15 protein-coding genes are annotated in these 12,937 nt (G+C 35.8%); 1 reads left to right on the top strand and 14 read right to left on the bottom strand.

What is annotated here, in order from left to right:
- Positions 1–45: 45 nt before the first annotated feature.
- From dnaB to ACLBXA_RS09000, 10 genes are all read right to left on the bottom strand, one after another.
- A complete protein-coding gene (gene dnaB, locus ACLBXA_RS09045) occupies positions 46–1,395 on the bottom strand; it encodes a replicative DNA helicase (RefSeq protein ID WP_001286147.1) in 1,350 nt (449 codons plus the stop codon).
- A 27-nt stretch (positions 1,396–1,422) separates the two neighbouring features.
- Positions 1,423–1,869: a 50S ribosomal protein L9 gene (gene rplI, locus ACLBXA_RS09040; protein ID WP_000864237.1), complete on the bottom strand. Its 447-nt coding sequence runs from the start codon at positions 1,867–1,869 to the stop codon at positions 1,423–1,425.
- Complete coding sequence (locus tag ACLBXA_RS09035) at positions 1,866–3,839, bottom strand: DHH family phosphoesterase (protein WP_001113785.1); 1,974 nt, start codon at positions 3,837–3,839, stop codon at positions 1,866–1,868. Before ACLBXA_RS09035 ends, rplI begins: the two co-directional genes overlap by 4 nt.
- A 78-nt stretch (positions 3,840–3,917) precedes the next feature.
- Complete coding sequence (locus ACLBXA_RS09030; RefSeq protein ID WP_000814842.1) at positions 3,918–4,853, bottom strand: YybS family protein; 936 nt, start codon at positions 4,851–4,853, stop codon at positions 3,918–3,920.
- A gap of 79 nt (positions 4,854–4,932) precedes the next feature.
- Positions 4,933–5,166, bottom strand: coding sequence for a 30S ribosomal protein S18 (rpsR, locus tag ACLBXA_RS09025; RefSeq protein ID WP_000918873.1), 234 nt, complete (start codon positions 5,164–5,166; stop codon positions 4,933–4,935).
- A 45-nt stretch (positions 5,167–5,211) separates the two neighbouring features.
- Positions 5,212–5,733, bottom strand: a complete 522-nt coding sequence (gene ssb, locus ACLBXA_RS09020; RefSeq protein WP_000981963.1) for a single-stranded DNA-binding protein — start codon at positions 5,731–5,733, stop codon at positions 5,212–5,214.
- Positions 5,734–5,759: 26 nt separating this feature from the next.
- Entirely contained in the window at positions 5,760–6,050 is a 291-nt protein-coding gene (gene rpsF, locus ACLBXA_RS09015; RefSeq protein WP_001233781.1) for a 30S ribosomal protein S6, read from the bottom strand.
- Between the two features lie 191 nt (positions 6,051–6,241).
- Complete coding sequence (gene ychF, locus ACLBXA_RS09010) at positions 6,242–7,342, bottom strand: redox-regulated ATPase YchF (RefSeq protein WP_000524658.1); 1,101 nt, start codon at positions 7,340–7,342, stop codon at positions 6,242–6,244.
- A 115-nt stretch (positions 7,343–7,457) separates the two neighbouring features.
- Positions 7,458–7,655, bottom strand: coding sequence for a DUF951 domain-containing protein (locus ACLBXA_RS09005; RefSeq protein WP_000435486.1), 198 nt, complete (start codon positions 7,653–7,655; stop codon positions 7,458–7,460).
- A gap of 23 nt (positions 7,656–7,678) precedes the next feature.
- Positions 7,679–8,560, bottom strand: a complete 882-nt coding sequence (locus ACLBXA_RS09000; protein WP_000365111.1) for a mechanosensitive ion channel family protein — start codon at positions 8,558–8,560, stop codon at positions 7,679–7,681.
- Between the two features lie 259 nt (positions 8,561–8,819).
- Between ACLBXA_RS09000 and yyaC the strand changes: the two genes are divergently transcribed.
- A complete protein-coding gene (gene yyaC, locus ACLBXA_RS08995) occupies positions 8,820–9,416 on the top strand; it encodes a spore protease YyaC (RefSeq protein ID WP_001020711.1) in 597 nt (198 codons plus the stop codon).
- 20 nt (positions 9,417–9,436) lie between these two features.
- Here the strand turns inward: yyaC and spo0J are convergent, their stop codons facing one another.
- The 4 genes from spo0J to rsmG form a co-directional block, all read right to left on the bottom strand.
- Positions 9,437–10,288, bottom strand: a complete 852-nt coding sequence (gene spo0J, locus ACLBXA_RS08990) for a stage 0 sporulation protein Spo0J (protein WP_001051833.1) — start codon at positions 10,286–10,288, stop codon at positions 9,437–9,439.
- The gene (soj, locus tag ACLBXA_RS08985; RefSeq protein WP_000516114.1) at positions 10,281–11,042 is read right to left on the bottom strand and encodes a sporulation initiation inhibitor protein Soj; all 762 of its coding nucleotides are present in this window, start codon (positions 11,040–11,042) and stop codon (positions 10,281–10,283) included. The genes spo0J and soj overlap by 8 nt, the downstream gene beginning before the upstream one ends.
- Before the next feature lie 190 nt (positions 11,043–11,232).
- Positions 11,233–12,105, bottom strand: coding sequence for a nucleoid occlusion protein (gene noc / locus ACLBXA_RS08980; RefSeq protein WP_000799016.1), 873 nt, complete (start codon positions 12,103–12,105; stop codon positions 11,233–11,235).
- Positions 12,106–12,210: 105 nt separating this feature from the next.
- Complete coding sequence (rsmG, locus tag ACLBXA_RS08975) at positions 12,211–12,930, bottom strand: 16S rRNA (guanine(527)-N(7))-methyltransferase RsmG (RefSeq protein WP_001019628.1); 720 nt, start codon at positions 12,928–12,930, stop codon at positions 12,211–12,213.
- Positions 12,931–12,937 lie beyond the last annotated feature (7 nt).

The raw sequence follows: 12,937 nt of genomic DNA, 5'->3' as shown, positions 1-12,937 counted from the left end.
AAACACATCTTATTATAAGAAATGTGTTTCTTTTTTATACTGCCTTTATGCCCCATCCTCAAAGCGTCGTTCTAAATTAACGAATTTATTAAATTCTTTAACAAACGCAAGCTCTACTGAACCTACCGGACCATTACGTTGTTTTGCAATGATAATTTCAATCGTATTTTTATTTTCCGTTTCACGGTCATAGTAATCTTCACGATATAGGAAAGCTACAATATCAGCATCCTGCTCAATACTACCAGATTCACGAATATCAGACATCATCGGGCGTTTATCCTGACGAGATTCTACACCACGAGATAACTGTGATAAGGCAATAACAGGCACTTGCAATTCACGCGCAATCCCTTTTAAAGTACGAGAAATCTCAGATACCTCCTGCTGACGGTTCTCACCTGATTTCCCACTTCCTTGAATAAGCTGTAAGTAGTCAATTAAAACCATACCAAGACCTTGTTCTTGCTTTAGTCTACGACATTTCGCTCGAATCTCATTTACCTTAATTCCTGGTGTATCATCAATATATATACCGGCATTTGAAAGACTACCCATCGCCATTGTTAATTTCGCCCAATCATCAGAAGTTAATGACCCGGTACGAAGTCTTTGCGCATCGATATTTCCTTCTGCACAAAGCATACGCATAACAAGCTGATCGGAGCCCATCTCCAAACTAAAAATCGCTACATTTTCATCCGTTTTCGTCGCTACGTTTTGTGCAATATTTAATGAAAATGCAGTTTTCCCTACTGACGGACGTGCTGCTACGATGATTAAATCATTTCGCTGGAAACCTGCCGTCATCTTATCTAATTCAGTAAATCCAGTTGGTATCCCAGTAACTTCACCTTTTTGATTATGCAAAAGTTCAATTTTATCATAAGCATCTACAAGAACATCTTTAATATTTTGAAATGCTTTTGCATTCGTTTGATGGGATACTTCTAATATTTTTTTCTCGGCCTCATTTAAAAGGCCGTCTACGTCATCTTCTCTCTCGTATCCATCCGACACAATATGAGTCGCTGTTCGAATTAAACGACGTAAAAGTGCCTTTTCAGCGATGATACGTGCATAATATTCAACGTTAGCAGCTGTTGGAACAACTTCTGCTAACTCTGCTAGATAAGACACTCCACCAACTTCTTCTAGTAATCCTTGATCAGCCATCGCTGATGTCATTATTACTAAATCGATCGGTTCTCCTTTGTCAGATAACCCAAGCATTACCTCAAAAATCTTTTGATGTTTCGTTCGATAGAATGAGTCAGGTACCAATAACTCTGATGCTGATGTTAACGCATCTTGATCAATTAATATGGCCCCTAAAACCGCCTGCTCGGCTTCTATATTATGCGGAGGGGTACGATCAGCAAGTACATCACTCATACGCAATCCTCCTTGCTTAATTTATTTTTATTGTTCACTAACATGAACTTTTACTGTCGCTGTTACTTGCGGATGCAATTTCACTGTTACATTTGTGTAGCCTAATGCACGGATTGCATCATCCATTTCAAATTTACGTTTATCAAGTTTAATTTTATGTGATTTTTGCATCGCATCTACGATTTGTTTGCTCGTAATAGAACCGAATAAACGGCCACCTTCTCCAGATTTCGCTTTTACTTCTACAGTTAATTTCTCTAATGTTTCTTTCAGCTCTTTTGCATTCTCAACTTCTGCTGCTGCATCTTTTTCTTCTTTACGCTTTTGAGCTTCTAAAGTTTTCATACTGCTATTTGTTGCTTCAGCAGCCAATCCCTGTTTTAGTAAGAAGTTATTTGCATAGCCATCTGGTACGTTTTTTACTTCTCCTTTTTTACCTTTACCTTTTACGTCTTTTAGAAAAATTACTTTCATGATTGTGTGCCTCCCTGTAAATAGTCATCAATAACAAATCGAAGCTTCTCCTCGGCTTCATCTACTGTAACATTTTTCATTTGTGTGGCTGCATTCGTCAAATGCCCGCCACCACCTAAGTTTTCCATAATTAGCTGCACATTCACTTCACCTAAAGACCTGCTGCTAATTCCAATGAGATTCTCGCCACGTTTCGCAACAACAAATGATGCAATAATTCCTGTCATTGTTAATAACGTGTCAGCTGATTGCGCAATAAGCACTTGATCGTAGTAATCATCACTATCAACTTTAGCAATCGCAATTCCATTTTTATAAATGTACGCATTTTTTATAGCTTTTGCAACCCGTAAATACTGATCCATATCTTCCTTTAAAAGTTCTTGTACAAGTACAGTATCTGCACCATGTGAGCGTAAATAGGAAGCAGCATCAAACGTACGAGCCCCCGTCCGGAATGTGAAACTTTTCGTGTCGACAATAATCCCCGCTAACAATGCCGTTGCTTCTAACATTGTCATCTTTAAATTTTTCGGTTGATACTCAAGCAATTCTGTAACCAGTTCTGCCGTTGAAGAAGCATATGGTTCCATATAAACTAGCAATGGATCTTCAATAAAATCTTCTCCACGGCGATGATGATCGATAACTACTACATTTTCAATTTTATGTAACAATTTTTGTTCCATCACCATAGAAGGTTTATGTGTATCAACAACAACAAGTAATGACTCATCATTCGCAAATTCCATCGCTTGCTCTGGAGTAATAAAGTGAGACCATAATTCCTCATTTTGTTTCACTTTGTCCATCAAGCGTTTAATTCCCTTATCAGAATCATTTTCATCTAATACAATATATCCTTTACGCTCGTTTAATTGAGCCACTTTTAAAATACCAATCGCAGCACCAATTGCGTCCATATCAGGAGCCCTATGCCCCATGATAATGACATTACTACTTTCTAATACTAAATCCTTTAACGCATGCGAAATGACCCTAGCACGTACACGGGTACGCTTTTCAACCGGATTTGTCTTGCCTCCATAGAACTTAACTTTACCTGTCGCTTGTTTAATGGCTACTTGATCTCCCCCGCGTCCAAGCGCAAGGTCTAAACCAGATTGAGCCATTGCCCCAAGCTCTGACAAAGGTAAATCACCTGATCCGACACCTACACTTAATGTAAGTGGTATATTCCTTTTAGATGTTTCTTCACGCACCTGATCTAAAATACTAAATTTCCCTTTCTCCATTTGCGTCAGAATACTTTCATTTAGCACAACGAAGAATCTTTCTGAAGATGCACGTTTTAAATACGCACCATACTTAAGTGCCCATTCATTTAGTCGCGATGTTACAAGACTTGTTATATTCGTACGTAATTGATCATCTAATCCTTGTGTAACTTCATCATAATTATCCAAATAAATTACAGCTAAAACAGTACGTTGATCCTCATACATCTTTTCGATTTCTGTTTGTTCCGTTACATCAAAGAAATAAATTAACTTTTCTTCTTTCCTTACAAAAACGCGAAACTTTCGATTATTTAAAGAGACTATATCATCAGAAGTTTCTCCTTTAATGAAAAGAAGTAATGTTTCTGATACATCGTAAAGGTGCCATCCAGCTAATGCATGCTGTCCCAGACATGAAGATAAATAAGGATTTGCCCAATCAATCCCATAATCCTTATTGTATAACAAAATACCAATCGGCATTTGGTTAAATGCTTCATTACTTACTTTCTTTACTCTTGTAATCATATCTGTCGTATGCTTTTCGAAATTCCTTTGAAAATTAAGTTCAAATCGTATAACGATAAAAAATACGATACAAAAAATGACAAAAGCAGCTATTCCCATAATTAAATGAAAATAACAGAGAATTGAAATGAGCACAAACACAAAAAATGCCAATACATAAACAGGATATAAAAACCACTGTTTCTTATCAAATTCAGGCATGTATACAACTCCTATAAAGTAAAACTAACTCACCTTCCAGTTAGTTAAACAGATTAAAATAGTATAAGGAATATTGTTTTATCCCCCTATTTTAGAACGCAATGAAATCCCTAAGTCAATTATACCTAAGATTGTCACAAGAGGAAACAGCATCGGAATAAACATGCATGCAATAAAACTAATAATAGGAATCCCTTTAGTAAAACCTTTTCTATACGCTAAAAAGGCGATAAATGTCAGACCTTGCAGTACAAGCAATAGTGTAAATATGACATTTAGGTTAGAAAATACCATATGTAAATATGATGTTGGTTCTACTTTTATAAAAGTTGCTAACAAAATAAATATAACGTAATACCAAACAATACTCTTTGGTAATTGTATATCTTTAAATTTAGGCCAAGGTATAATGTCATGTTTTAACTTTTTCAAAACACTACCTGATATTATCACTGTAATCCAAGAAAAACATACTGAAACTAGAACAAGTATACTTGGAAATAACGATTGTAATATATCATTCATTTGTGTAAGTAACTCTTTTTGTTCCTTACTAATCGGCATACCTGTAGCACTTACTATCTTTTCACTTTGCACCATACTTTCACTAAACATACTTTGCATTTGCTTCATTATATCTATGTTGAAAAACTTTATACTCGCAACATAAATAAGTACAAAACCAATTAAGTATGCAAGCGTCCCCGCTATTAAGATTTCTACTGACTTTTTTCTTGTTTTATACATATATCCTAAAACAATCCCTATCAATCCAAACATAATTGTCTTCACTAAATTCATAGGTTGACTCACAATAATAGTAACAAAAAGTGATGCTACAAAAATCATGAGCACATTAGATAGTTTATGTCTTATCGTTAATAGTATAAATGGTAACGGCAAAGCAAAAGTTACAACAGTACCCAAAATCGGAACATACATAGATATAAGCAATAAAATTGCATATATAGCTAATAACGCTGCACCTTCTGTAATAAACTTTGTTTGTTTCACATTTTAACCTCTCTTTCAAAAAGAAAAGCATAGCAAAATGCACAGTAGAGTCCGACTCTACTGTGCATTTCATACGCTATTATTCACCAACATATGGTAAAAGTGCCATTTGACGAGCACGTTTAATTGCAACTGTAAGTTTGCGTTGGTATTTTGCGCTTGTCCCTGTTACACGACGAGGTAAAATTTTACCACGCTCAGAAACGAAACGTTTTAATAAATCAACATCTTTATAGTCAATGCGAGTGATGCCGTTAGCTGTGAAGAAACACACCTTACGACGTTTCGCACGTCCACCTTTGCGTCCTGCCATGTCTATTTCCCTCCATTCTTTGTTAAAACTAACAAATTTACTGTATTAGAACGGTAAATCGTCGTCGGAAATGTCGATCGGTTGACCTACATTTGAAAATGGATCGTCATTCTTCGTAAATCCAGAGTTCCCTTGATTACCTTGGTTACCTGAATTACTAGATTGACCAAATGGGTTAGAGCTTTGGTTACCGAAACCAGCTCCTGATGGTTGCTGATTGAATGAACCACGTTGCTCCCCACCGCCATTACGCGGCTCTAAAAATTGTACGCTTTCCGCAAGAACTTCTGTTACATACACACGTTTACCGTCTTGTCCATCGTAATTACGAGTTTGAAGACGTCCATCTACGCCTGCTAAGCTTCCTTTTTTCAAATAATTTGCTACGTTTTCTGCTTGTTTACGCCATATTACACAATTAATAAAGTCAGCTTCACGCTCACCTTGTTGATTCGCAAATGCGCGATTCACAGCTAACGTAAAAGTAGCTACTGCAACACCATTGGGCGTGTAACGTAAGTCAGGGTCCTTAGTTAAACGACCAACGAGGATAACACGATTCATCAATCGAACCACTCTCCCTTATATATCAATTATTTTTCTTCTTCTTTAACAACGATATGACGAAGGATATCTTCGTTGATCTTAGCTAAACGGTCGAATTCGTTAATCGCTTCTGCGTTAGAGTTCACGTTTAAGATCATGTAGAAACCTTCACGTAAGTCGTTGATTTCGTAAGCTAAACGACGCTTACCCCACTCTTTCGTGTTAATGATTTCTGCACCATTGTTTGTTAAAACACCTGCAAAACGTTCAACTAAAGCTTTTTGAGCTTCTTCTTCAACGCCAGGACGAATGATGTACATAATTTCGTACTTTCTCATTACACTTTCACCTCCTTTTGGTCTAAACGGCCCATAATGGGCAAGGAGCAATTAATTTATAGTAATTACTCACGAGTTTAGATTATATCATAGTAAGTTATATGAATCAACTCACCAATACATAAAAAACTTGGCAAACATATAATATATTCGCCAAGCTCATATCTTTATTTTTCCTAGGAAATATTAAATTAAACGTTAAAACGGAAGTGCATAACATCTCCATCTTTTACGATATACTCTTTTCCTTCTAAACGTACTTTTCCAGCTTCTTTTGCAGCTGTCATAGAACCGTTTGTCATTAAGTCATCGTAAGAAACTGTTTCTGCACGAATAAATCCACGCTCAAAGTCTGTATGAATAACACCAGCACATTGTGGTGCCTTCATACCTTGTTTAAATGTCCAAGCACGTACTTCTTGAACGCCAGCTGTAAAGTAAGTAGCAAGTCCTAATAGGTCATATGCTGCACGAATTAATTGATCTAAACCAGACTCTTCAATACCTAGTTCTTCAAGGAATACTTTTTTCTCTTCCTCGTCTAATTCAGCGATTTCTGATTCGATTTTTGCACATACAACGATTACTTGAGAATTTTCATTTTCTGCAAATTCTTTTACCATTTGTACGTATTTATTTTCCGAAGGATCGATAATATCGTCTTCACTTACGTTCGCTACGTATAACATTTCTTTTGTTGTAAGTAAATGAAGGCCTTTAACAATCTTCATCTGCTCTTCTGTAAATTCAACAGTACGAGCCGGTTTCCCCTCTTCAAAAGCCTCTTTTAAACGAACTAAAATTTCATGCTCATATACAGCTTCTTTATCTTTTTGTCTTGCTAATTTCGCAACACGCTCGATACGCTTATCAACAGACTCTAAGTCCGCTAAAATTAGCTCTAAGTTGATTGTTTCGATATCATCAATTGGATCTACTTTCCCTGAAACGTGCGTAATATTTTCGTCTTCAAAACAACGAACAACTTGGCAAATTGCATCTACTTGACGAATGTGAGATAAGAATTTATTTCCTAAACCTTCACCTTTACTAGCACCTTTTACGATACCTGCAATATCAGTAAACTCAAATACAGTCGGAACAGTCTTTTTCGGTTCTACTAATTCCGTTAATTTATTTAAACGCTCATCTGGTACTTCTACAATCCCTACGTTTGGATCAATTGTACAGAATGGATAGTTCGCAGATTCTGCTCCTGCTTGTGTAATTGCATTAAATAAAGTGGACTTCCCTACGTTAGGTAATCCAACAATCCCAGCCGTTAATCCCATATTTTTCACTCCTATGTCTCAATCTTTCATCATTATAGATAGTAACGAAAAAAATGACAAGTTTCCGCCAAACGAAAAAAAGTAACAGTTACCTACTGTAACTGTTACTCTCTCTCTATTCTTCGTGCTTCACAAGTATTTTTTTCACCTTACGATCAAACTCTCTTCGAGTAATCATTACTGAATGGTCACATCCCTCGCACTTAATGCGGATATCCATTCCCATACGAATAATTTTCCAACGATTCTCGCCACATGGATGTGCTTTCTTCATTTCCACAACATCGTACAAGTTATATTCCTTTTGCTCCACTCTTCAAACTCCTCCTCTCCATACTAAATTGCTTTTCCACTAACCAATTCTTCACGATTATATAAAACCATACGTGGATATGGAATTTCAATTCCATGTAAATCAAGACGATTTTTAATCTCTTTACGAAGTGCCCTTGCAATAACTGCATGTTGCATCGGCTCTACTTCAGCAATAACGCGTAATATAACTTCTGATGCAGCTAACGTTTGCACACCTAATAATTGAGGTGTTGTTACCATTTTTTCGTACTTTGAAGGTAACTCTACTAATAAATCTTCAATAACCTGCTCTGCTTTCGCAATATCAGCCTCATATGAAATAGATACATCAACAAATGCTACACTATTACTAACTGAGTAGTTAGTAACTTGAATAATACTTCCGTTTGGTAAAGTATGAATTTCACCTGTCCAACTCTTTACTTTCGTTGTACGAAGTCCAATTTCTAAAACGACTCCTTCAAATTGACCGATTTTAACATAATCGCCAACTGAAAACTGATCTTCTAGCAAAATAAATAAACCTGTAATAACGTCCTTCACTAAACTTTGAGCACCAAATCCGACTGCTAAACCAATTACCCCGGCACCCGCTAATAAACCTGATGCATTAATATCAAACACACCTAAAATCGCAATCAGCATAATAAACATAACAACGTACGCTACAATATTTTCAAGTAATTTCGCTACTGTAACTGTACGACGTTCTGAAATTTGAATTGGAGAACGACTCCCCATACGAAACGCATTTCGTACAACCGCTCTTGCAATTCGCACAACAACTGCACCGATTATTAAAATAATACATATTTTTAATGTCGCAACTCCAATATGAGCCCAACGATCAGCATCTAATAAATACTGTTTCGTAGAATTAAACCACTTCGTTAATAAATCCATGTACCTCTACCTCTCTAGCTAAAATTTCTTTTTAGTTATCCTTATTATTGTATCAGAAGTCCTCTAATTGCTGAAAAAATTTTATGATTTTAATCCTATTTTACCCCCGCCATTCAGGTATAAAATGGAACGAATATATATATACTAGTACTATTATTTCCGTTTTCATTCACATTTTGCAAAAATTACGCACTTATAGATTTCCATTTTTCTCACCATATAACATATATTGAAAATTTATTAAAAGGATGGGTGCTTCATGAATATTGGAAGTTTTCGCTTACCATTTTTTGAGAAAGAAACTCAAAACGTTATGCACCAGGATCTAGAAGCCTCTGAGATAATCAGTAATTTCTTACTTACCCACATTCCTATTAAAACTAATATACCACTCATTCTCGTTTGTATCGGAACAGATCGTTCTACAGGTGACGCACTCGGCCCGTTAGTTGGTACAAAACTTGAACAAATAGACATCAAAAACCTCCAAGTATTCGGTACACTAGATGAGCCAGTACATGCGCTAAATTTAGAAGAAAAAATTCAAAATATACAGAAAGAATATCCTGCTGCATTTATAATTGCTGTTGATGCATGTTTAGGAAAGTCTCAAAATATCGGGTCAATCACTACTGGAAAGGGCCCTAGTAAGCCTGGAGCTGCTATGAATAAGAAATTACCTGCAGTTGGTGATCTGCATATACACGGTATCGTCAATCTAAATGGGTTTATGGAGTTTTTCGTTCTTCAAAATACAAGATTAAGTTTAGTTATGAAAATGGCCGATGTAATCGCACAAAGTATAAAAGAGACGGATCAAAAATTATCCGCACTAAAAAAAGCAAACCATCTATAAATAATAAGATGGTTTGCTCTTTATTTTTTTTGTGATAATAGTTCTAAAATACGATTCAAATCTTCTTTATTAAAAAATTCAATTTCGATTTTACCTTTTTCTTTTTTCGTCTCTTTAATTTTCACATCTGTGCCAAACTTTTCTCTTAGGAACGTTTCACGTTCTACGAAAAATATATTTCGCTCTTTTTTCACTTTTTTTGTTTCACGTGAAACGTGTTGATTAATCTCTTGGACGATTTTCTCTAATTGACGAACATTTAATCCTTCTTTTTCAATGCGTTTCAATAAGGACTTCAATTGTTCTTCATCTTTTATCGTAAGTAAAGTTCTCCCATGAGCCATTGAAAGTTGACCATTTGCAATCATATCTTGGACGAACGAAGGGAGGCTTAATAACCGAGTATAATTTGCAATGTAAGGTCTGCTTTTGCCAAGACGTTTCGCTAATTGTTCTTGCGTTACATTTAGCTCATTCATTAACATCTGGTATGCCATTGCCTCTTCCATAGGATTTAAATCTTCTCGTTGTAAGTTTTCTAACAAAGCAAATTCCATCATTTGCTGTTCAGTTAATTGTCTTACAACCGCAGGTACCTTTTCTAAACCAGCCTCTTTTGCAGCACGAAATCGTCTTTCACCTGCAACGATTTCATATCCTTTAATACTCTTCCTAGCAATTAATGGTTGTAGAATACCGTGTTCCTTAATCGAAATTGCTAATTCCTGAATAGCCTCTTTATTAAAGTGTTTACGCGGTTGATATGGATTTGGCCTTAATTCAGTTACAAGAATCTCCTGAATTGTTTCCTCTTCTTTCACATCTAAATCAGGAAAAAACACATTAATTCCTCTTCCTAATCCCTTAGCCACCTGCAATCACTTCCTCTGCTAAATCTATATATACTTCTGCTCCTCTTGATTTAGCGTCATACTGCATAATAGGTTTCCCATGACTTGGAGCCTCACTCAAGCGTACATTACGCGGAATAATCGAGCGATATACTTTATCCCTAAAATACTTTTTCACTTCATCTATAACTTGGATCCCTAAATTTGTACGGGCATCCAACATCGTTAACAATACACCTTGAATTGCTAAATTTTTATTTAAATGTTTTTGTACAAGTCGAACTGTATTTAATAGCTGACTTAACCCTTCTAGTGCGTAATATTCACACTGTACAGGAATAATAACAGAATCTGCTGCTGTTAATGCATTAATTGTTAATAACCCTAAAGATGGGGGACAGTCGATAATAATATAATCATATTCATCACGAACTGGCTGTAATGCTCTTTGTAAACGTACTTCCCGGGAAATAGTCGGTACCAATTCAATTTCAGCACCAGCCAATTGAATTGTAGCGGGTAGAACATCTAAGTTTTCCGTTGCGGTTTTCTGTATAACCCCTTGAACATCTGCATCTTCCACAAGAACGTTGTAAATACATTGATCTAATTCAGATTTTTCAATTCCCACACCAGTCGTTGCATTTCCTTGAGCATCAATATCTACAAGAAGGACTTTTTTACCTACTTGCGCCAATCCAGCCCCTAAATTAACAGATGTTGTGGTTTTTCCAACACCGCCTTTTTGATTAGCAATAGCAATGATTTTTCCCATGATGTCACCTACTTTCAACCTTTCTATCTTATTCTAATAACAATTACGTTTATTGTAACATGAAATAAAACTTTTTCTTTTACGTCCTTTATTAAACTTCAAAATTTATTTCTAAACTCCTTCTTCATTTAACAAGAAAATATAGTAAAAGAGACCTCTCCAATAGGATAAGGTCTCTAACACGTCATTATTATTTTTTCTTTGGAATTTTAATTGTAATTTGATAGTACTCATCAAATTCTTCTTCCTCAGAATTAACATTCAAACCACTTTCAGTAACCATTTGTAAAGATTGTCTAATTGTATTCATAGCAATCCTCGTATCTCGACTTACTGCTTTTTGCTTTGCCTTACGCTTCGGTTTTGCTTCCTCTAGTAACTTCGCAATTCGTTCTTCTGTTTGCTTTACATTCAGTTGTTTCTCCACAATTTCCTGTAAAACCTTCAGTTGTAATTCCTCATTTTTTAAAGGAATGAGAGCGCGGGCGTGACGTTCTGTAATGCTTTTTTCTAATAATGCACTTTTTATTTCTTCAGGCAACTTTAACAATCGCAACTTATTTGCGATTGTAGATTGTCCTTTTCCAAGTCGTTGTGCCAATGCTTCTTGTGTTAAATTATGTAACTCAATCAGCTTTTGATATGCCACAGCTTCCTCGATTGCCGTTAGTTCCTCGCGTTGCAAGTTTTCAATTAAAGCTACAGAAGCTGTCTCTGTATCATTTAAGTTCTTTATAATTGCAGGAACCTTTTCCCAACCTAACTTTGTTGCCGCACGAAAGCGTCTTTCTCCAGCGATAATCTCGTACTTATCATCCTCATATTGCCTTACAACAATCGGTTGAATAAGTCCATGTGTACGAATCGTTAATGCTAGCTCATCAATACGCGCATCATCAAAAACTGTTCTTGGTTGATAACGGTTAGGGGTAATATTTACTATCGGAATTTCTTGTATTTCTTCATATACCTTTTTATCTATTTCTTCATGGCTTTCGTCTTGTAATTCGAATTCGCTCTCTTTATCTCCAAAGCCAAATAAACGAGAAAACGTATTTTTCATACATATTCCACCACCTTTTAGGCCTATTGACTATTCTCCATAAAATGTTTCCTATGAAACATTTACGTTTTCATTTATATAATTTAATCTTACGTCTAATAAGATTTATTTTTCAATAGGTAATTTATTGGGCGTTCCCGGTTTGCGTGGATATTTCTTTGGTGTCTTGCGCTTTTTCTCGATTAATAAAATATTACGTTCACTCTCTTCAAACGGTAATTGGAACGTAGACATCTCTTTTAACTCTCCGCCTAGCACCTCTAAAGCATACTTACCATTTTCGATTTCTTCATTTGCTGCTGCACCTTTCATTGCAATGAATGTTCCTCCAACTTTTACAAGTGGTAAACATAGCTCACTTAATACAGAAAGACGTGCAACTGCACGTGCCATTACAATATCGTATGATTCACGTACACCTTCTTTTTTCCCAAATGTTTCAGCACGATCATGACAAAATGCAACATCACTTAATTCTAACTTTTGTGCTAAGTGATTTAAGAAATTAATACGTTTTTGCAATGAATCTACAATTGTTACTTTTAAGTGCGGGAAACAGATTTTTAAAGGAATACTTGGGAATCCAGCCCCTGCACCAACATCACAAATTGAGAACGGTTTTGAAAAATCATAATAAAAAGCAGCTGTAATAGAATCAAAAAAGTGTTTTAAGTATACTTCTTCTTTTTCTGTAATAGCCGTTAAGTTCATTTTCTCATTCCACTCTACTAATGTTTCAAAGTAGATTTTGAACTGCTCTAACTGTCTAGAAGAGAGGGTGATCCCCTTCTCTTCTAGCATAGATTGAAATTGTTCTATGTTCATCTAGCAA

The sequence above is a fragment of the Bacillus sp. D48C genome (genome assembly GCF_053345735.1).
Note: the sequence above shows the minus strand (reverse complement) of the source record. Positions and strands in the feature narration are given on the sequence as shown.